We start from the raw sequence: 20,356 nt of genomic DNA, 5'->3' as shown, positions 1-20,356 counted from the left end.
TCTTATGCGAAAAAATTATTATTCCACATCTATTCTAATCCTACTGGCAGGCTGTGCTGTTCTGCTTGCTGCCTGTGATTTCATAACAGCCCAAAACATTACGAATACCGGTACTGCACAAGGTATGAATGGGGGAATGATGAATGGTGGCCCAGGCATGAACGGAGGAATGCAGCGAGGCGGAGGCATGAATGACCGAACAGGTGGACCGGATGATATGCGCGGTGCCATGAATGCCGATCTTACAGGCCGGATTGTCTCCATAGACGGAGATACCGTTACTGTAGCATTACTTGAGTTTCAAGGTTTCTCTTCACAGAACTCCACTAACCAGGGTCAGCAGGACGGTGCTCCTGACAGCGGAAGCAGGGGGATGAATGAAACTGGCGTTGAAATGAAATTAAAGCTGAATGCGGATGTTAGCATCACTGAAGGTATGGACATGGGAGGACGCGGTAACACCAATTCGGACGCCAACGGGGCAATTCAGGTATCTGATCTGAAAGAGGGAGATGTCGTCATGGCATGGTATAAGGAAAACACGGAGACAGTGGAACGAATGGCAGTTGTCCAGTCTGAATAAGTGATGAAGACAGCGATGAAGGGATTTGCGAGAAGATTTGCTGCCGATCCAACTTAAAATGAGCACAGGCTATTCCTAAGTAAAAGGGAGATCCTTGTGCTCTTTTTCTTTATGTATCCCAGATCTAATCCAGACTCAGATCAAAATCAGGCTCACACATGTAATCGATCGGATAGAGATCATCTCTCGCTGAAATTAAGGCACGAAGGTGAAGATAAGCATGGTTGGGCTGTACGACCACACCATCCATACGGTAGGGAGCCAGTTCGGCAACGACGAACACGTCTTCCGCGGCGTTACATTTGAAAATGACGTTATTCGGGTTACATACTTCCTCCATGTAGCTGTAAGTCATCACGTGATAGTCTTGCCCCCGCCATTTGGTTTTAATGACTTTATAGGATTGTGTTGCGACAAGATCAATATAGCGTTCCAAGGGAAACGTATGTTCAAATTGTGTGATGTACCCTTTTTTATCCACATCAATTGTAAATTCCACATCATAGCTCACATGAAACTCTTCCTTATAGGTTCCCTTCATGATTGTCATAGCATCCAAATGCGATCCAAAGTTAGTGTCTTCTATGTAGGGAATTGCAATGCGCTCAGGATTAACATAATCGGTAATTCGGCTGGTGCTTGAGATCTCTTTTATAAACTTTGATGGCTGAAGATGGATAGAACCAATCATTTTTCCAGCATATGCCGGGCTGCAGGTTATTCGCATAGTCATCTCCTTTGTTGTTTATCAGTAATTAGACGAAAGGCCTTAGAGAAAGTTTCACCAGATTAAGGAATGACCCACCCTCATATCCTTATTTCCAAACGTTCTTCAATTTTGATACATTGGTTATAAACGTTTCGGAGGTATAAATCATATGGAACATTCGCTCCAGGAGCTCATGCGCAACGCGCGGGCGGAAGAGAATACCTTTATATACATGCTTCATGAGGAAGCACGTTTTGATCAGTCGTTATTCTGGAGATATGTGAATAGTATTATGGAACTGACCCGTCTCACTGCGGACCAACCGCTGAATCGGGAAGCAGCGGGGGCCGTCAGCTTCACCTATTCCAAAATCATGGAGTACCTGCAGTGGCATCACTCGGATTCCGACGTCTACGAAATTGAACATTTCCCTTACGTTTATGCTCATCACATCGTGAGCCTTCTCGGCGAAGTGGTTAACGGCTTTTATGAGGGAATTGTCCCGGATGAATCCCGTTTCGATGAGGACTTTCCGAACCCGGATTTCGCCGGTATGGTGGCTAACGAACAACCAGCAATACTGCAGCTCGGTTATTATAAACAAGAAACGAATGTGCACGCCATCGGCTTCCGTGAGGAGGATGGAACGTACCAGATTATGTTGAATGAAGAAGACGACAGAGACTTAGTTGATTCTAAACTTAGCCGCCGGGAGGTGGAAGGAACCTATCTCTTCCATGCCCCGGATGCCAGCAGCGCTCACCAATTATTTCATGAATGGGTAATGAGTACTTATGCACCCTACCGTTCTGCACTGAATCGATCATAATTACGCCGTCAGTTGATTAGGAGGATGAATATGTTATCTAGTAAAGTTATTGAGTTTTGCCAAGGTAAGGGCTGGTGGCATGAAGATGTACCGAAGGAGTCTGAGGAAGCACTGCAGAAGCTGAATATTGATCTTCAGTCGGATTTTGCCCAGTTTTATCTGCATGCAGATGATGGCCCAATGTTCTATAGCGGGCATCAGGAGATCTATCAGATCTGCTGGGTTATGGAGAATACCGTGTATTTGGAAGACATGACGGTGGCCCAGCTCACCCTCGGATTGCCTGAAGCTTACATACCACTGGATAGCTTTGAAGGGGAGGGAGGATTTTCTATAACCGGCAGACTGGTGAAGTGGTGCTGGTAGAGCTTGGGGAGTCGATTGAACGCTTTTTGAGCGGCGAGAGCAGCCCGCAGTGGCCTGATTTTAATACATTCTTGGAATGGTATTTTCAACTGGAGGAGGAGAAGGCACTATGAAGGAATTGACATCGGAACATCCCGAACTGGAGAAACAGATTATTGAAACTGTTGAAGCAGGCAATGTGCTGGACGACACGCAGCAGCATGAACAGGCCCTGATCTATTATGATCAAGCCTGGGGAATGTTACCCGAGCCGAAGACAGACTGGGAAATTGCCAGCTGGATTGCTTCCTGTCACGCGAATGCACATATGGACTTGGGGCAGTATGCCCTGGCGAAGCCTTGGGCGGAATTATCGCTGCAAACGCGAGGATCGGATGTTAATACGGGCCCGCTCATTGAGCTGGGGACCGTCTGCATGAGACTGGAACAGCATGACGAGGCGTATTCTTATCTGCATCAGGCTTATGAGTACGGCAAAGAACGTGCTTTTCAGGGCAGCCCGCCTGACGTGCTGCACTATTACAAGGAACAGAAGCTGAAGCATGAACGAAACTGATTCTGCGGGATCACAAAAAGAAAGGGTACCCTGCCTGCCAATCAGGATTGGCTGTGGGTTACCCTTTTTTTATTTTTCAAGATCATACTGGAACGGAGGGGGCATCGTATGATCGTTCACTCACTTAATCTTTCACCCCATAAGGGAAAAATTCTTCCACTAGATCCTGTGGCGAGATGGATACGAAGACATGATCCAGCTCGGTCTTGCTGGCAAAATCCATAATGTCCTCGGTGTAATACCTCGGATCGATGACGTAAATTTCGGACACAACCGTGGACAGGAAAGAGATCATCGGCACGGCGAGCGAGTCCTTGATGAACATGACTTTCAGACCATTCGGGTTATCCTTGTTCACCACATGAACAATCCCCTGATTGCCGTACAGATACGTGAAATATTTGTCCGCAGTCAGATCATACGTGGCTCCCTGCACATTGAGCGGGTAGGTGGTGAGCAGCGCATCCTCGAAGCGTCCGTTAAGTGTGGCTTCGGTCTCGCCGGTCTTGAAGTAAAAGGAATAGTTCGTCTTAAACTTCGGATAGATCAGGTCGAAGTCATCTGCACCCGCGAAGTATTTACCTGCTTTGCGGCCCTGCGATCCGATAAAGATGTCTTCATAGGGAAGCACATTGTAGTTATGGATATCCGTGAAATAATGATACGGGTCCAGCGGCTTGGCGTACATGCCGTCAAGATGATTTACAAGCTGGCCGAAGGCCCAGAACGCCGTCTTGATTTTCCAGTGATGGTCGGTCGTAAAGAACAGATCCTTCGCCGGTATACCGCTCTCCAGCAAACCCTCCCGCAGATCGAGGGTATCAATGCCATCCTGCTTCAGATTGGCCAGAAAGCCATCGGCAGTTTCATTGTTATAGTTGTAGGGAATGCCTTCCGGGAACGTGGTATAGCCACGCACGTATTTGTCCGGCGTCATGACGTAAGTCAGCTTCGTTTGTGGGTCCAACTGTTCTCCAAGCGCAGCAACCCGGTCGGACAGATCCTTTGTGTACGTTGGACCGGTGGCAAAGTAGGTATAGTGCAGCTTGCCCTCCATGTCTTTGACAACCTCGAAATTATTCTCCTCGTTTTTCCACATGAGGGACTGCAAGTATCCATAGGCTTCCACGAAGCCAAACTTCTCGAAGACATGTTCATTGATGTCCGCATCGAGCTGATGGATCAGTCCTTTGGTTTCAGAGATATCGTAGTCTCCGGATGCCAGCGTTTGTTTGATCGGACCGAAGGATTGAATGATATTCAGAACAGAGAGCGTCACCAGCACGAGAATGAAGAGGAAAGCGGTGATTCTCTTTTTGGCAAGAAAGTTATGCATGCTTGTGTGCCTTCTCTCAGAAATTAAAATAGATAAACGGATTGTACGTACCCTTGACCAGATACGATACGCAGACCAGGAACAAGAGAATGATCGTCAGCGGATAGACCAGCTCCAGCGGTTTGCGGAAACGGGCGCCATCGACCATTAATTTGTTCATCCGGGTGGCGATCGGCATACAGAACAGAATACCCAGAATGAAGAAGAATGCATATTCCTTGAGGAACATCCAGGTCGTATCGCTCCAGAATCCATTACCGTACAGTCCAAACATATTGCCCAGATAGTGACCCGCCTGCAGAAGATCCGGTGACCGGAAGATGACCCAGCCAATCACGACGATAAACATGGCGTAGAGATGCCGCAGCGGGATGAAGCGTGTTCCTTTGTCAAAGCTGAAGATTTTCTCCAGCGCGATGAACGCGAAGTTAATTAATCCCCACACGACGAAAGTCCACTCCGCACCATGCCATACGCCGGTAAGTCCCCAGACGATCAGCAGGTTGCGAATCATTTTGTCCTTATTGGTAACGCGGGAACCGCCCAGCGGGAAGTATACATATTCCTTGAACCAGGTACCGAGCGAGATATGCCAGCGGCGCCAGAATTCGGTGATGGATCTGGAGATGTACGGATATCGGAAGTTCTCCTCGAACTTGAAGCCGAACATCAATGCCAGACCAATGGCCATGTCGGAATACCCGGAGAAGTCAAAATAAATCTGCAGCGTATAGGCAATCGCCCCAAGCCATGCCAAACTGGAGGACACTTCCGATGTGCCTCCCATGCTGAAGATGTGATCAGCGACAATAGCCATGCTGTTCGATAACAGCACCTTTTTGCCCAAGCCCACAATGAACCTGCAGCAGCCTACGGCGAACTTATCCCAGCTCTCTTTCCGGTTCACCATCTGATCCGCAATCGTGTTGTACCGCAGAATCGGTCCGGCAACGAGCTGAGGGAAGAAGGAGATGTACAAAGCCACGTAAAAGAGATTTTTCTGTACAGCGCCGTGTCCACGATAGACATCAATGACGTAAGAGATGCCGTGGAAAGTGAAGAAGGAGATACCCAGCGGCAGTGCGATGTTCGGAATGCTGAGTCCAAAGCTCGTATTTTCGTTCACAATACGCAGCACAAAAGCCAGATATTTGAACACAAACAGCATGCCGAGGTTGACGATCAGCATCATCGTAATGATGGTATAGGCTGCATTGCGCCTTTCCCTGAACTTGTCCACGAGCAGAGCGAAGACATAGTTGAAACAGATGGAGGCCAGCATGATCAGGACGAACCAGGGTTCACCCCAAGCATAGAAGAATAAACTCGCGACAAGCAGCAGCATGTTTTTGAGCGTAACCGAGAATCTCAGTATGTAATAGAGCCCGAGTACAAGCGGCAGAAAGTAAAATAAAAAGACTACACTGGAAAAGAGCACTGCCTTTCCTCCTTGAGGATCATATAAGAATGCAGCATGCATTAACACTAAATTAAGGCAGGCTGTACTCACATCCTGGGATGTGGTCCAGCCTGCCGCAGTTCAGCTACATGCTGAATGGACGTCTTGCCCGGCGCTGCTCGCGGCGGGCACGCCTTTGTTGGGCACGAGGTGTGTTCCTGCCCTTCCGCCACAGCCAGTAGGCCACAAGCGTGAGGATTCCGGCTGCCGACAGGGCAATGCGGATAAGCCATACCATCCACGGCTTCATCAGCGGATCGGCGGGGTTTACCACCTTCGTTACCTGATCAGGAGACGGAATGGCGCGCTTCGTTCCATCCTTCTCCTGTACATTCATGGCCGTAGAACGGTCCAAGATAACGGGATAAGTCAGGTTCCATTTTCCGTTCACCAGTGCGCGTATGGTGAGACTTTCAGGTTGAACGGCAGTCTGGAGTGTAAGTAAGCCATCCGGTGTAATGGATGCCCCTTGCACAGGACTGTCCAGTTGAAAGGATGCCTGTGGAATTCCTTTGCTGGAAGAAGAGTGAACTTCATATTGTGCAATCGATTCACCAGCCTCAGGCTTCACTATTCGTTCTTCTCCCGTGATCTGCAGCGTGGTTAGCTCATTCTCTGCAGCGGCTTGCTTCCGGGATATTGGCTTGATGTTTCCGACCCGTACGTTTAGCTTGGCATTCTCGGTGGTGGTCGTCGTAATGCCCCAGCCGGTGATTTTGCCCAGCTTGACCTGGCCTGCCGTCTTAGCCTTGTCCTGAACCATCAGACTGGAGAAAGGGATGCGGATCTGTCCGACAAAGCCCGGCTCCAGTTCAATCAGACCTGCTGAAGGGTGAACCAACGTGGCTTCCTTGGTTGCCTTCGGAACGACGATGACATTTCGGTTATCCGCTATGGTAAGGGAGCTCTGATCAGCCCGGGTGATAACGACATTAAATGGTAATGTCATCTCCGATTCATTACGGATGGAGAAGGTCAGCGCACCGTAGCTTGACCAGTCCCTGTTCCGCAGTTCATAGATGTAAGCGGAATAATAGCCTTTTTTGAGTCCCTCGGTAGTGGTTTGGATCTGTATACTGCCGTTCTTATCGATATGGGTATCTACTTGGGTCCCGTTGTTCCATTCACGAAGCGTACTTTCGCTCAGCTTAAGCTGTTGTGCTTGAACAGCCTGAACTGGAAGCAGACTCCATAATGCAGCGAAACTGGCGGCAAGTATAAGTTGTTTCCACTTTTTGATCATGTGTACCTTGCCTCCGCTCTATAAATAAGCCATCTCGTTGAGTTCATCATTTGAGACGCTTTTGTCTTTGGATGTGACATTTGATCGGCCTGACTGCTGCTGCTCTCTATTCCACTGTGTAAGTAAAGACTCGAGAGCGGCCATCTGATGCTTGCGGGCGATGTCCTGGATGTTGGTCACCCGATACAGGTTACCTCGTTTGTTCCGCAGGGATTGTACCCATACACACTCCAGTGTCAGGTCGTCGCTAATGGGCAGATCGATCTCATAGCTCAATTCTTGGCGGGACGTCTCGAGCAAAACATACTCATAGTTGAAATCAAGCAGGGTAACCGTTCCATGTGTGGACGTATCCACCGTACGGTTCAATGCAATACGTGCCAGCTTCCGGTTAGACATGAATTCACTCTGACCCCGGCGCACGAAATTCAGACGAATATCCTCAAATGTGCTGATATCCTTGTCCAGCTTCTGCGGCAGCGTCGGCTCACGATCATAGATCAAGTGCAGCAGCTGCCGCTGCTGCTCTTCTGTCATTTCCTTGACGGTAAAAGCATACTTCCAGCGATTTCCGATGGATGCCACATGAGCGATCTTGCCTGTGAATTCACTTGCATATCGATCGTTAACCAGCCTGATGCCGACCTCCATATCACTCGGAATATATTTCGGCGTATCCAGCATCACGGATATTCCGCCTTCGGAGAGATCATGCGTCAAGCAGGAGATCGTCTCGCCTTCGGTCGTAATGGTGCAGTCCACAGAAGCGAGTGAACGCTCGTGGTTCCGGAACACTTTACGTCCCGCTAGGAAGAAGATGGACATCATGATGTTGTAGAAATTGATCAGCAGCCAGTACAGCACGACCAGGAAACCGATGGTGCCCTGACTGAACGTCCAGTGAATGCAGTTCACGATACCGATGATGGACAGCACGGCCAGGATGAGATGGGGAATCATTTGTTTTATTTTGTATTTACGGTCATCGTTTTGCGCACCATCCTTGCGGGTAACGACGAATTTGTTCATCGTCATGCCAAGCGTCTCCAAAATAACGGCAGGCAGCAGGGACGGGAACAGGATCGTTTCATAGACGTTGGTCCATTTGGTTGTTCGAATATTGCCCGACAGCATGCGCAGACAGGTATTGGTCAGGAGATACATCGGCAGCCAAAAAATCAAAATTTCAAGTATTGTGCATTTCACAACAAGAATGCCGAAGACGGCAAACAGAATCGGCGACATGATATACAGCAATCTCTTCAGCCCGGAATACCAGTAGGTTATGGAAGAGATATAATTTAATTTTTGGGCAAAACTCAAACCTTTCTTGAACAGCAGATTCATCTTCTTACCTGTCTGGATACAACCGCGTGCCCAGCGCTGACGCTGCTTAATTAAGCTCTTCAAGTCGCCAGGGGCAAGGCCGGATGCCAGTACCTTGTTGGTTGCGAAGCAGCGATACCCTTTGCTCTGCATTTCTATGCCTGTTGCAAAATCCTCCGTAATGGAACCTGTGTAGAAGCCCCCTACGTCTTCCAATGCCTGTCTGGAGAGCACGGTATTGGTTCCGCCGTAGATTACGGAATTGGATTTGTTGCGTCCAACCTGCACGTCACGGTAGAAATAATCCTGCTCATTCGGAATCCGGTTCTCGGAGTACAGATTGTACTGGAATTGATCGGGATTGTAGAAGCTTTGCGGTGTCTGCACGAAACCGATCTTTTCTCCTGTCAGAAAATACGGAACACAGGACGTCAGAAAATCATGCTTCGGAATCATGTCGGCATCAAAGGTGACGATCAGGGGGGAAGAAGTATGTTTCATGGCGTTGTTGAGATTGCCAGCCTTGGCGTGTTTGTGCTCAGTCCGGGTCAGGTAGTTGATGCCCAGATGGGCGGCAAGCTTCCGCATCTCGGGACGATTGGAATCGTCACACAGATGGATATGTACCTTGGAACGGTCCGGATAATCCATATTGAGACAGCCGTTAATCGTTTTGAAGAGAAGGGAAGTCGGTTCATTGTAAGTTGCAATAAAGACGTCCACATCCGGATATAACGACTCGTCTACGACGGGAAGCTTCGGGTATTCAAGCCGGGTCATATTGTAAAAGTGGACGGCCAGTTCGAACATGCCGATGAGTTCGACAATAAGGAGGGCAAGACCAGCGGTCACGGCGAGAGGGCCATGGCCGAAAGGAATGGTGAAGAACGTACGCCAAATGACGTAAATACAAGACATGATCACCGTAGCTGTGACCAGAATCTTGTTGCGTGTACTTAAATAATTCAATAGAATACCTCTCTCTGATGTTTCTGAAATGGAGCTGCACTGAAAAGAATGTGCTTATTGTACTAAAGCATTCTGAACAAATTCTGAAAAAAACAATAGGACCCTTGCGGCGTAAGGGCTGTAAAAACACGATTTGTCCCCTTGAATATGTCGTATGATGATAATTATTGTAGTTATTTGTCGAATAATGCGCAATATGTTTATTGTTTTCTTACACTAAAATAGCTTGAGAACGAGTTGACAGAAGAGAGTGTATGGAAGAAAAAGGGGAAATATAGGCAGCAAAAAAGCGAGCAAGAAGTGCTCGCCTTTTTTTCATCCATCTGCAGGGAAAACTGCAGGTGGCTTTCGATATTGAATTAATCAGAAATGTTGCGCGTGTAATACTCAATAATATCCTTGCGCCGGATAATGCCAAGAAAGACGCGGTCCACGTCCACGACAGGCACGAAATTCTGGTCCGCTGCCAGTGTCAGCATATCCTCCATTTCTGCCTTGATGAAGACGCATTCATTATATACCCTGTTGCTAATCTCATGCACCTGGACCTGATCCATGTTATCAAAAGTCAGTCCGGGGGTGCTCCGCATTTTCCATAACAAATCGCCTTCGGACAGAGTCGCAACATATTTTCCGTCCTGATCAATCACGGGAATGGCGGTATAATGCTGTGCTTCAAGCTGTTCGAGTGCTTCCTTCATGGAAGCGGAGGACTTGATATAAGCCACTTCGTCTTTGGGGAGTAAAAAATAGCTGATTTCCATCATCGGGCTCCTTTGCCTGTAGTTTCACTCTCCTTATTTAAACATATTATGTGAGCATTCGGCTATTTTTAATGATAAATTCGTCAGATTTGTTCCATTGTTTCAGGAGCTCTGGAAATCTATAGTATAACGTAGAGGTGATCTGACTATGAAAAAATCAAAACGAAAAATCATATATGGCTTGCTCCCCCTTCTGTTCGCTGGCGGAATTGGAGCGTATTTATACATGCAAAGCAGCAAGGCAGAGGAAGCGAAACCGGAGACAACCGTAGATCAATACATACAGCATCTGCAGAAGCAGGAATTTGATCAGTTATATACATTAATGACGCCCGCGTCGCTGGAAGAGTCCGGCATGAACCGGGAACAGTTTGTAGAGAAGTACAGTGCCATCTATTCGGGAATGGAGGTCTCATCCGTTAAGGCGGAAGTGAAGCCCAGGGTAACGGACACGGCGGAAAGTGCCAGTACATCAGAGAATCAGGACAAAGGGGAGCAGAACACGGGCAAACCGGATCAGAATCCGGATGCCTATGAAGTGGACTATAACTTGCACCTAACAACCTTCCTTGGGGAAGTAAACGAGACACAAACACTCAAGCTTGTCCGGCAGGAAACCGAGGACGGCACGAAAGTGTGGCGGATTAACTGGCAGCCTTCCATGATCCTGAGCGATATGATTAAAGGAAGCAAAGTCAGGGTGAGGACACTCCTGCCGGAACGCGGTGATATCGTGGACCGGGACGGTTTGCCCCTTGCTACCAAAGGAACAGTAAACGAATGGGGCATTGTGCCGGAGAAGCTGGGTGACAACCCGGATGCAATGATTGCCCGAATTGCGAAACATTATAAGGTGTCAGAAGATGTGATTAACAACGCCCTGTCCCAAAAGTGGGTGAAGCCGGAGTATTTTGTCCCCATCGGTTCAACTGAGGATTACAATATCCCTGAACAATTAAGTGGGGTGAAGCTGCAGTCCAAGGAAATCCGCTATTATCCGCTTGGTGCATCGGCTGCGCATCTGATTGGTTATGTGCGCAAGGTTACTCAGGAAGATCTGGAGAAGGATACGGAAGGATATTACCGTGCCGAGGATTGGATCGGAAGAGCCGGACTGGAGCAGTCCATGGAGAAGCAGCTCCGCGGCGAGCGCGGGGGCGTAATTGAAATCACGGACGAAGGCGGCAAAGTCCTCTCGGAGCTCATTCGCAAGGACGCGGTAAACGGACAAAAAGTGCAGTTGACCATCAGCGCGGAAACGCAGTCGGAACTGTATAAGGCGTTATCGAGTGACGGAGATGCCGGAGCAGCCGCGCTTATGAATCCGGTCGATGGAGACCTGCTCGCTTTGGCTAGTGCACCTGCCTACAATCCGAACAAAATGGTTACAGGACTCACTCAGGCGGAGTGGGATGCGTATTCTGCGGATGAACGGCTTCCTTTTATCAACCGATTCACCAACCGATATGCACCAGGTTCAACCTTCAAAGCGATTACGGCAGCCGCGGGATTAATGGAGAAGGTCACAACAGCGGACAAAACCCATGATATCTCCGGTTTGCAGTGGCGCAAGGATGAGAGCTGGGGCGGATATTATGTCAAGCGGGTGAAAAGTGTCACTCCGGTGAATATGGTTGATGCACTGGTCTATTCGGATAATATTTACTTTGCCCAAGAGGCGCTGGAGATGGGCAGCCAACGGTTTATTGAAGGTATCCAGAAGTTTGGTTTTGGAGATAACTTCGGCCTGGATGAATTGTACTTGAAGCCAAGTCAGTATGCGAATGAAGCGAATCTGGATCTGGCTTCCGAAGTATTGCTTGCCGACACGTCCTATGGACAGGGCGAAATGCTGATGTCGCCGATTCATCTGGCGTCGTCCTTCACTCCTTTTATTAATGAAGGAAAAATGGTGAAGCCTGTTCTGATCAAGGGAAAAGAAACCTCCGAACCCGAGGTGATTATTACTCCTGAGGCTGCGAACACGGTCAAGGATGCCCTGGTCCAGGTGGTGGCCCGTTCGGGAGGAACGGCTCACACGCTGAGCTCGCTTCCGGGGGAGCTGGCAGCCAAGACCGGAACAGCCGAGCTGAAGGCGAAAAAGGGCGAAAACGGATTGGAGAACGGATTCGTTGTCGTGTTTGACACGCAATCCCCCAGCTTCCTGATCTCGGCGGTCATAGAAGGCGTGAATGGCCGGGGCGGCAGCCACTATGTGGTGGATAAGCTTAAGCCTTTCCTGAAGCAGCTGGAGTCTACTCCGTAAAACCTTTGCATTGACAGGCCCTGTCCGGAATGTTATTTTGTGGTAGAATCTACTCTATTGGATTGAGGTGGTCGATGGTGGCTGTTCGCGCCAAGCAGATTTTTGTCAATTTACCTGTTAAGGATCTGAAGAAGTCGATTGAGTTTTTTACCAACGTAGGATTTGAGTTTAATGCAAATTTTACGGATGAATCTGCTACCTGCATGATCATTGGGGACAATATCTATGCCATGCTGTTGGTGGAGGAACGGTTTCAATCCTTTATTAACAAGGAAATCTCAAATGCGGCGAATACGGCGGAAGTGATTGTAGCCTTATCGGTGGATAGCCGCGAAGAGGTGGATACCATCGTACAAGCTGCCCTGGATGCCGGCGCTAAGCCATATAATGATCCCCAGGATCATGGATTCATGTATGGATGGAGTTTTCAGGATCCGGATGATCACCTCTGGGAAGTTACCTATATGGACCTTAGCGCATTTCCAACACAAGAGTAGAGTAGAACATACTTGGATAGATCACGCCTTCCTACTTCATAGTAGGGAGGTTTTTTGTCTATTTCTATAAAACTACACATTTACACATCCAGATCGATATGGACATGAATAGGATAACGCAGGTTTCAAAACTGATTGACAGGGAGATGGCCATGACTCGTTCAAATGTGAAAAGTTATCGTTACCGTGTGGGGAAAAGACAGTATATTGTCATTCAGATCCACCAAACCGCCAAAGGGTATGCCGAGACAGGCAATGTGCTCGCAAGTAATGCTGTGAATATACAGATCAAGAAGCAGAAGGGCCGGCGTTCATCAAGCAAAAGATAGATAAATGGGTCGCTCGGGCAGTATGGATGAGCAGATCCGGAGCAACGTAACATTACGGGATATATCATCATAGGGGGATGGTTCGATGAGCACAAGAAAGAGACAGAAGCATGCGAAACAGGTTAACCGGGTAGAGGTCGACAAAAGTCGTTTGAAATTCCAGGCTCGTCAGTCGGCCAAAGCTTCTGTTGGACAGGGCGGAAATGCATTTGCCATCAATGCGAATGAACTGGGCAACATTCGGGTACGTGCAGGACAACAGGGGTGAATTGCAAAGGGATACCGTGAGGCGGTATCTCTTTTTTATGTCCATGCCAAGGCACCATTTTCATCAGAATAACATATGGTGTATTTTACCTTTTTGCTATATGATAAGTGTCGATTCATGTAAAAACAGCAAACATACATACGTTCTTTTTGATGGAGGGATCAGGGTGTATTGTCACGTATGTGGGACCAAAAGCAGTCCGGGGGATAGCACGTGCAGAAAGTGTAGAACGAAATTATTAGATCCAAGCTCTACAGAGGAACAGATTTGGGCCGAAACCGCAGTGGGTCTGGAGACCGGAACGGGAGACACAGATCATTCGTTATCGAGACAACAGCAGCCTGCACCCCAGCAGAGCCATAAAGGTCCGGGGCGCGCATTCAGCTGGATCATCCCGCTGCTGCTGGCAGCGTTAATGGGAGCGCTGCTGACTTATTATTACAACCAGGAAAGCAGTGTGAATGCAGAGGTACAATTGCTGCATCAACAAGCGGAAAAGGCAGCGCTGAACGGGGAATATGCAGAAGCTCTGCAGCTGCTGGACATAGCCATCGCCAAACGCCCGAACTACAATGCGCTGATGCAGGATCGCCAGATTACGGCGAAAGCGTCCAATCTGATGAATCAGTTGGATGAAGCAGCGGTGAGTTTGAAGACAGGCAAACTGTCCGCAGGAGATAAAACCATTCAGGCGGTAGCCAAAGAACTGAAAGAGCGGGAGGAACCCGTTTTTGGCAAGGTACGAGCAGCATTGAACAATAGAAAGGTCACACTTTCCGTATTGAAGGTGAAGAAGGAAATCGATGGTTTGACCACTGTAGAGGCTCTCGCGGAGAAGCTGGATACGGTGTCGAAGCTGAAAGGCAATGAAGCCCAGGCTGTTCAGAAACAAATTATCGACAAGCTGGCGGGGATTAGCTATAAGCAGGCAGAACAGCAAGTGAAGAAAAAGGATTTTACGGCTGCCCTGCAGACCGTGGATCAAGGACTGTCCTATGCACCGGAGGATGACAAACTTACCGCATACCGGGAGCGGGTGCTGAGTGAGAAAAAGGCGTTTGAGAAAGCGGAAGCGGAACGGATTCAGTTGGCTGAGCAGCAGGCTGCCGAAGAGGATTTGAAAAATCGGACGGCGGCCGTAAGCGTCGTTAACGTGGATGCGGCACTGGATAACTATGGAGACCTGTACATTAGCGGTTCAATCGTAAACAATGCGACGAGACCGATCTCCTCCGTTACGATTATGGTTGATATCTATGGAACGGATGGCACCTATCTGGGTCAGACCTATGTCGATGTGTATCCAAGCTGGCTGGAAGTGGGCGAAGAAGGTTTCTTCGAAACCTACTATTATGGGGTGTACGAGGAAGCACAAGTCTCTGTTGTGAATGCAACGTGGTATCTGGAATAGGAGGACAGGTTGGAATGGCCAAACGAACATGGAGTACGATCATATCCTGTGCCATCATTATTGGTGCGGGAGCAGGAGGCGTGTTCTGGATACATCAGCATTCGGAGAAGCAGTTGCAGGGTGGCCCCAGACTGGCTGTCGTCGCAGCGCAGGAAGCAGAAACGAAGACAGCGAAGACGGCTTCCGATTCCAATGTGAAGAAGACACGCAAACAGATCATTGAAGATAGCCAGAAGAAGGTAGTCACGATTGAGAGCGGCATCGGGCTGGGTTCGGGCTTTCTCTACAACGACAAAGGCGATGTGATAACCAACGCGCATGTGGTGGAAGGCTCCAAAGAGGTAACTGTCCGCACACTTAACCATGAGGAAAATCAAGGAACAGTGATTGGAATCGGGGAAGAGACAGATGTGGCTGTTGTCCGAGTGCCGGGTTTACAAAAGCTTACACCGCTAGCCATTGCCAAATCCAAAGCCGAGACCGGAGACGAGGTATTGGCATTGGGAAGTCCTCTGGGGCTTGAAAATACAGTGACCACAGGCATTATTAGCGGTGTGGGCCGGAGCTTCGAAATTCCGCCATACATTTACAGTAACCTGTATCAGATCTCGGCTCCTATTACGCATGGCAACAGCGGGGGACCGTTGATCCACGCGGAGACAGGTGAAGTACTCGGCATTAATTCCGCTGTTGTGGAGCAGGAGGGCGGCATTGGTTTCAGCATTCCGATCACCAGTGTATTGAAGCAGGTTCAGGCCTGGTCCGAGAAGCCCAACGCGACAACGGTAGTACAGACGAATGGTGGAGGTAACAAGGCAGCATCAGGAACCTCTGCCGAAGCAGAGGGATTGGTGACCAGCTTCTATCTGAGTCTGAACGAGAGTGATTACGTTACCGCTTATGCACTGCTGGGCAGTGAATGGCAGAGCGGTACGAGTTATGCCAAGTTCCGCGAAGGATACCTGAATACAAGCTATGTAACGATTAGCGGAATTTCTTCCTCCAATAATGGGAATGATGAGATGGAAGTTACGGCTACCATTACGGCGGATGAACGCAGGGACGGCGAATATGTGACCTCGAAGTATAAGGTTACGTATCAGCTCGGTTACGAGAATGGTCAGTTGAAAATATTGCATGGTCAGGGAAAAAAGATAAAATAATTAAATCAAAGGAGAATCGGCACCCGGGCCATTCTCCTTTTGTATTGCTTAATTTCCAGCGATCTGTTAAAATACAGAACGAATGTTCAGTATGTAAGAGAGAGAGTGATGGGATGAATAAAAAGCAACTTCAAACCGAGCAGACCAAGAAAAAACTTGCGGATGCCTCAAGAGCTCTTTTTGTACAAAAAGGCTATAAAGCGACGTCCATTGAAGATATTGTAGCTGCGACTGGCAGCAGCAAAGGAAATATTTATTACCACTTCAAAAGCAAAGAAGGCCTCTTTCTCTATCTGATTGATGAGTGGGATCGGGAGTGGGAAGAGAACTGGGCCTCCAAGGAACATCTCTACAAGACATCCACGGAGAAGATCCATGGACTCATGGTGCAGCTTGTTCTGGATGACATGAACCATCCTCTGACGAAGGCAGCTGATGAGTTTTTCACGGGTGAAAAGAAGGAGAACGATATTGAGGAACGTATTGCCTTGATGTTTGAGCGGCATATCCAGTTCAATAGACAATTGGTTCAGCAGGGGATTGAGAACGGGGAGTTCAAGGAAGACAATGTTGATCATCTGGCGCTGATTCTGGAAAGTTCCATTATTGGACTCAGCCAATTGTCCCGCGGGATGAAATCCGAAGAGGCAGTGGCCTTATATCGCCAAGCGGCAAATGTATTCTTGCATGGAATCTCCAGAAGCATTGATTAAGATGGATTGAACACACTAATGAAACAATACGTTTGCTTATCTATATAACAGGCAACATTTTGACAATTTACGGAGGATACAATCATGGCATTACTGACAAGAAACAGGGGCGCACTCCTGCTGTTGATGTTTAATATTTTTCTCGTTTTTACAGGTATTGGTTTGGTCGTACCGATCATGCCTGCGTACATGGATCTGCTGCATATCACTGGATTTACGGTGGGTTTGCTGGTCGCGGCATTTTCCTTTACCCAGTTTCTATTTTCTCCTGTAGCGGGCAGGTGGTCCGATTCATTTGGCCGTAAAAAGATCATTGTTGGCGGCATGCTGATCTTTGCCGTATCGGAATTCATGTTTGGTGCGGTGAATGCCCCCGTGCTGCTCTTCGCAGCCCGGATGCTCGGCGGGGTCGGTGCAGCGATGATTTTCCCTTCCATTATGGCTTACACCGCAGATATTACGACGGAAGAAGAGCGCGGCAAGGGCATGGGACTGATTAATGCGGCCATCACGACCGGATTCATCATTGGACCGGGAATCGGTGGATATATTGCGGACTTCGGCATTCGGATTCCGTTCTATGCCGCAGGGGTTGCCGGATTGCTGGCAGCCATTATTACCCTGATTATTCTGCCGGAATCAACACGCAGCACAGGTGAAGCAAGTAAACCTGCTGCAGGTACAGCAAACGGCAAAACACCAGGGATGGTATCCCAACTGCTGAATTCGTACCGGGAGCCATACTTTTTCAGTCTGATTATCGTATTCGTCATGGCATTTGGCTTGGCCAACTATGAAACTGTATTTTCTCTGTTTGTGGATCACAAATTCGGCTTCACGACCAAAGATATTGCATTCATCATTACATTCGGCTCGATCGCGGGTGCGGTCGTGCAGGTATCCCTGATCGGGTGGCTGCTGAACAAGTTTGGGGAGAAGAAAGTGATTTCGGTATGTCTGTTCTTCGTGGCAGTGTTTGTACTGCTGACCCTGTTTGTGCACACGTACTGGCTCATTCTGGTGGTCACCTTTATTGTATTCCTGGGTATGGATATTTTGCGTCCTGCCATCAGCACGCAGATGTCCAAACTGGCAGAGGAACAGCAAGGTTTCGTGGCTGGATTGAACTCTGCCTACACAAGCTTGGGTAATATCGCAGGTCCGATTGTGGCTGGTGCCTTGTTCGATGTAAATATCAACTATCCGTATGTTTCAGCTGCTGCTGTTCTGGCAATCTGTTTCCTGTTATCCCTCCGGGTTCTCAGAGGGGTTAGACCAGCAGGGCAAGCGAAGACGGAAATGTAGTCCGGCGAGGAAATGAACGTAAAGATGTTTATTTTTGTTATAATAAGAAATGCTGGAAGTGAATACGATGGGCTGGGTTACGATAAAAGGTACCGAGGACGGTCATTTTTAAGCATATACAGGATTATTGGAGTGATAACATGAGCAAAGCAAAGGGTAAAGGCGGCACGGGCCGTGGTACCGGCAAAAAAGGTTGGAATCGCTGGCAAGCCAGTGCCAATCGGGCGAAAAGTGCCCCAAAGCCTTATAAAAGCAAAGGCACGAAGAAGAAAGACGATGCCGAAACTTCAAGTGACAAGTCCCTGTAAATGGGCACAAGATAAGATAGAAAAAGAGATCTCCCATGAAAAAGGGAAGATCTCTTTTTTTGTGAATGGCATCGTATATTCGATTAATTTGCTTGCTTAACTTTGAAGAATGAAATCAGTTCCTGCAGCTGCTTGGAAACCGCAGAGAGTTCATCCGAAGCACTGACAATGGACGCCATGGAAGCTTCCTGCTCAGCAATTGATTGTTCAATTTGCTTGCTGCTGTTTGCTGCCTTGCTAACACTTGCGGACAGCTCATCTGCTGTTGCAGACATCTCTTGTGTACTGGCGGAGATTTCCTCCGTCGAACTGGAGATATCCTGGATCTGATTCGCGACTTTGTTCGTGGCTGTCAGGATATCGCCGAAGAATTCACCTGTCTCCCGGGTAACCTGAGAACCTTTCTCTACTTCACGCGAACCAAGCTGCATAGCTTCGGCAGACTGCGAGATGTCCCGCTGAATCTCATCGATTAACGAGCGGATCTGATCAGCCGATTGCTGCGATTGTTCTGCCAATTTGCGTACTTCTCCTGCCACGACGGCAAATCCTTTTCCTTCTTCACCCACGCGTGCAGCTTCGATGGAAGCATTCAGGGCGAGCAAATTGGTTTGTCCTGCAATGTCCGTAATGAGATTGACAATACCGCTAATCTCATTGGAACGGTTTTCCAAAGACTGGATGGACTCGGATGTGTGTTGTACGGCTCCCGAGATCAGATCCATTTGCTCAATGACTTGCTGCATAATCTCATGGCCCGTATGGGACCGCTGCTCCATGCTCTGCGCTTCATCGGCAACCTCTGAAGAACTGCTCGCGATGGTTTGAACAACCGTAGACATTTCCGTCATGGCACGCGCGTTTTCAACGGACGCTTGGTCCTGCGAGCGAAGGCCGAGGGAGATATCCCGAATATTCGTACTGATCATTTGAATATTGCCATTGTTATTTTCCGAGATCTCCAGCAATTTCTTGGAGGAGTTGGACAGGTGATGTGAAGTCAGTTGGACTTTGGACATCGTATCGTTGAATCGTTCAATCATCGTATTGAATTTCTGATTAATAATTCCCAGATCATCTCGTCCTGTCTGGATGGTTACATCCAGATTCCCCGAGCTGGCAACATCGATGCCCTTCATCAGGTTACGGATCGGAGTTAACGTTTTCTTCAACAGGATATATTGCAGAATCATGAACAGAAGCAGGAAACCTATAAGGAACATGCTGCTGTATGTAATCAGCTTATGGAGACCATTCGGGATGGCGTTGGCATCGACATCAAAGTAAATGGCGGCGTACACTTCACCCGCTGCATTCTTGATCGGATACATAATGGTTGTCCAGGTTCCATATTCATCTGTATAAAAGCTGCTTAGTGCAGGTTGCCCGTCCTTCTTCATGCCTTCCAGTGCTTTCACGTTTTCTTGTGGGAGTGGGTACATGGAGCCTACAGCCAGATTCAATTCTTCAAAAGGCTGTACCAGGTTGGTTGGAACAGCGATGATGGACGTTTGGTTGCCTTCCGCCAGTTCGGTTCCAAAAATATAGGTCTGGGCAATGTTGGGGTACAGTTCATGGATGGAATCCAGATAGTCCCGCAGTTCTTTTTGGACCGGACCGTCATAGCTTTTTTCATTAATGGCTTCAAGCACTTTGGCTGTGTCCAGATCGTCCGACCACTTCTGGGTGGTCACTTTGGCCTGATCATAGAGCTGCTGGCTGAGTACGTTTTTCTGCAGCTGATATCCAGCTGTAATCAGGATGATTCCAATCAACATAATACTACCGAATGATATAACGAGGTTTTTGGCAAAGAAAGGCATGGTACTCCATCGAATCTTAGCTAACAACTTGTTTCTCTCCTTTTTTCTGGTTAAATTGATCTATTCGTATATGTGAATCGTTCCAGACTCTTCTAGGACCTCCAGACATATCGTATTCATGGAATATATCGTA

21 protein-coding genes are annotated in these 20,356 nt (G+C 48.3%); 14 read left to right on the top strand and 7 right to left on the bottom strand.

The window, feature by feature from the left end; translation table 11 throughout:
- Positions 1 to 4 precede the first annotated feature (4 nt).
- Positions 5 to 583 carry a hypothetical protein gene (locus ABIC22_RS05710; RefSeq protein WP_354479199.1) on the top strand — a complete coding sequence of 193 codons (579 nt, stop codon included), beginning with the start codon at positions 5 to 7 and terminating at the stop codon, positions 581 to 583.
- A 124-nt stretch (positions 584 to 707) separates the two neighbouring features.
- Here ABIC22_RS05710 and ABIC22_RS05705 read toward each other — a convergent pair whose 3' ends face one another.
- A complete protein-coding gene (locus tag ABIC22_RS05705; RefSeq protein WP_354479196.1) occupies positions 708 to 1,124 on the bottom strand; it encodes a hypothetical protein in 417 nt (138 codons plus the stop codon).
- Positions 1,125 to 1,461: 337 nt separating this feature from the next.
- Here ABIC22_RS05705 and ABIC22_RS05700 point away from each other — a divergent pair, with 337 nt between their 5' ends.
- From ABIC22_RS05700 to ABIC22_RS05685, 4 genes are read left to right on the top strand one after another with little or no spacing between them, the layout of a single operon-like run.
- The gene (locus ABIC22_RS05700; protein WP_354479193.1) at positions 1,462 to 2,121 is read left to right on the top strand and encodes an Imm41 family immunity protein; all 660 of its coding nucleotides are present in this window, start codon (positions 1,462 to 1,464) and stop codon (positions 2,119 to 2,121) included.
- A 30-nt stretch (positions 2,122 to 2,151) separates the two neighbouring features.
- On the top strand, positions 2,152 to 2,487 hold the full coding sequence (locus ABIC22_RS05695) for a hypothetical protein (protein ID WP_354479190.1): 336 nt from the start codon (positions 2,152 to 2,154) through the stop codon (positions 2,485 to 2,487).
- Positions 2,475 to 2,600: a hypothetical protein gene (locus ABIC22_RS05690; protein WP_354479187.1), complete on the top strand. Its 126-nt coding sequence runs from the start codon at positions 2,475 to 2,477 to the stop codon at positions 2,598 to 2,600. The genes ABIC22_RS05695 and ABIC22_RS05690 overlap by 13 nt, the downstream gene beginning before the upstream one ends.
- Positions 2,597 to 3,043 (top strand): hypothetical protein, encoded by a 447-nt coding sequence (locus tag ABIC22_RS05685; RefSeq protein ID WP_354479184.1) that lies wholly within the window; start codon positions 2,597 to 2,599, stop codon positions 3,041 to 3,043. The genes ABIC22_RS05690 and ABIC22_RS05685 overlap by 4 nt, the downstream gene beginning before the upstream one ends.
- Positions 3,044 to 3,167: 124 nt before the next feature.
- Here ABIC22_RS05685 and ABIC22_RS05680 read toward each other — a convergent pair whose 3' ends face one another.
- From ABIC22_RS05680 to ABIC22_RS05660, 5 genes are all read right to left on the bottom strand, one after another.
- Positions 3,168 to 4,379, bottom strand: a complete 1,212-nt coding sequence (locus ABIC22_RS05680; RefSeq protein WP_354479181.1) for an alginate O-acetyltransferase AlgX-related protein — start codon at positions 4,377 to 4,379, stop codon at positions 3,168 to 3,170.
- Positions 4,380 to 4,395: 16 nt separating this feature from the next.
- Positions 4,396 to 5,817 (bottom strand): MBOAT family O-acyltransferase, encoded by a 1,422-nt coding sequence (locus tag ABIC22_RS05675; RefSeq protein ID WP_354479179.1) that lies wholly within the window; start codon positions 5,815 to 5,817, stop codon positions 4,396 to 4,398.
- A gap of 106 nt (positions 5,818 to 5,923) precedes the next feature.
- Entirely contained in the window at positions 5,924 to 7,081 is a 1,158-nt protein-coding gene (locus ABIC22_RS05670) for a hypothetical protein (RefSeq protein WP_354479176.1), read from the bottom strand.
- An 18-nt stretch (positions 7,082 to 7,099) separates the two neighbouring features.
- A complete protein-coding gene (locus tag ABIC22_RS05665; protein ID WP_354479173.1) occupies positions 7,100 to 9,376 on the bottom strand; it encodes a glycosyltransferase in 2,277 nt (758 codons plus the stop codon).
- Between the two features lie 359 nt (positions 9,377 to 9,735).
- Complete coding sequence (locus ABIC22_RS05660) at positions 9,736 to 10,140, bottom strand: CBS domain-containing protein (protein ID WP_095288594.1); 405 nt, start codon at positions 10,138 to 10,140, stop codon at positions 9,736 to 9,738.
- Between the two features lie 148 nt (positions 10,141 to 10,288).
- Here ABIC22_RS05660 and pbp4 point away from each other — a divergent pair, with 148 nt between their 5' ends.
- The 9 genes from pbp4 (at position 10,289) to ABIC22_RS05615 (ending at position 18,400) form a co-directional block, all read left to right on the top strand.
- Positions 10,289 to 12,406 (top strand): penicillin-binding protein PBP4(5), encoded by a 2,118-nt coding sequence (gene pbp4, locus ABIC22_RS05655; protein WP_354479170.1) that lies wholly within the window; start codon positions 10,289 to 10,291, stop codon positions 12,404 to 12,406.
- 77 nt (positions 12,407 to 12,483) lie between these two features.
- Complete coding sequence (locus tag ABIC22_RS05650; RefSeq protein ID WP_354485868.1) at positions 12,484 to 12,903, top strand: VOC family protein; 420 nt, start codon at positions 12,484 to 12,486, stop codon at positions 12,901 to 12,903.
- 152 nt (positions 12,904 to 13,055) lie between these two features.
- Entirely contained in the window at positions 13,056 to 13,232 is a 177-nt protein-coding gene (locus ABIC22_RS05645; protein WP_164764254.1) for a hypothetical protein, read from the top strand.
- Between the two features lie 85 nt (positions 13,233 to 13,317).
- Positions 13,318 to 13,500, top strand: coding sequence for a hypothetical protein (locus ABIC22_RS05640; RefSeq protein ID WP_095361005.1), 183 nt, complete (start codon positions 13,318 to 13,320; stop codon positions 13,498 to 13,500).
- Positions 13,501 to 13,666: 166 nt separating this feature from the next.
- Positions 13,667 to 14,911 carry an FxLYD domain-containing protein gene (locus ABIC22_RS05635; RefSeq protein ID WP_127538402.1) on the top strand — a complete coding sequence of 415 codons (1,245 nt, stop codon included), beginning with the start codon at positions 13,667 to 13,669 and terminating at the stop codon, positions 14,909 to 14,911.
- A gap of 14 nt (positions 14,912 to 14,925) precedes the next feature.
- A complete protein-coding gene (locus ABIC22_RS05630; protein WP_354479166.1) occupies positions 14,926 to 16,074 on the top strand; it encodes a S1C family serine protease in 1,149 nt (382 codons plus the stop codon).
- A 113-nt stretch (positions 16,075 to 16,187) separates the two neighbouring features.
- A complete protein-coding gene (locus ABIC22_RS05625) occupies positions 16,188 to 16,787 on the top strand; it encodes a TetR/AcrR family transcriptional regulator (RefSeq protein WP_354479163.1) in 600 nt (199 codons plus the stop codon).
- Positions 16,788 to 16,871: 84 nt separating this feature from the next.
- On the top strand, positions 16,872 to 18,092 hold the full coding sequence (locus ABIC22_RS05620; RefSeq protein ID WP_354479160.1) for an MFS transporter: 1,221 nt from the start codon (positions 16,872 to 16,874) through the stop codon (positions 18,090 to 18,092).
- Positions 18,093 to 18,232: 140 nt separating this feature from the next.
- Positions 18,233 to 18,400: a DUF3934 family protein gene (locus ABIC22_RS05615; protein ID WP_127538405.1), complete on the top strand. Its 168-nt coding sequence runs from the start codon at positions 18,233 to 18,235 to the stop codon at positions 18,398 to 18,400.
- A gap of 83 nt (positions 18,401 to 18,483) precedes the next feature.
- Here the strand turns inward: ABIC22_RS05615 and ABIC22_RS05610 are convergent, their stop codons facing one another.
- A complete protein-coding gene (locus tag ABIC22_RS05610) occupies positions 18,484 to 20,223 on the bottom strand; it encodes a methyl-accepting chemotaxis protein (RefSeq protein WP_354485866.1) in 1,740 nt (579 codons plus the stop codon).
- Between the last annotated feature and the right edge of the window lie 133 nt (positions 20,224 to 20,356).

The sequence above is a fragment of the Paenibacillus sp. PvP094 genome (assembly GCF_040546835.1).
Taxonomy (GTDB): Bacteria; Bacillota; Bacilli; order Paenibacillales; family Paenibacillaceae; genus Paenibacillus; species Paenibacillus illinoisensis.
Note: the sequence above shows the minus strand (reverse complement) of the source record. Positions and strands in the feature narration are given on the sequence as shown.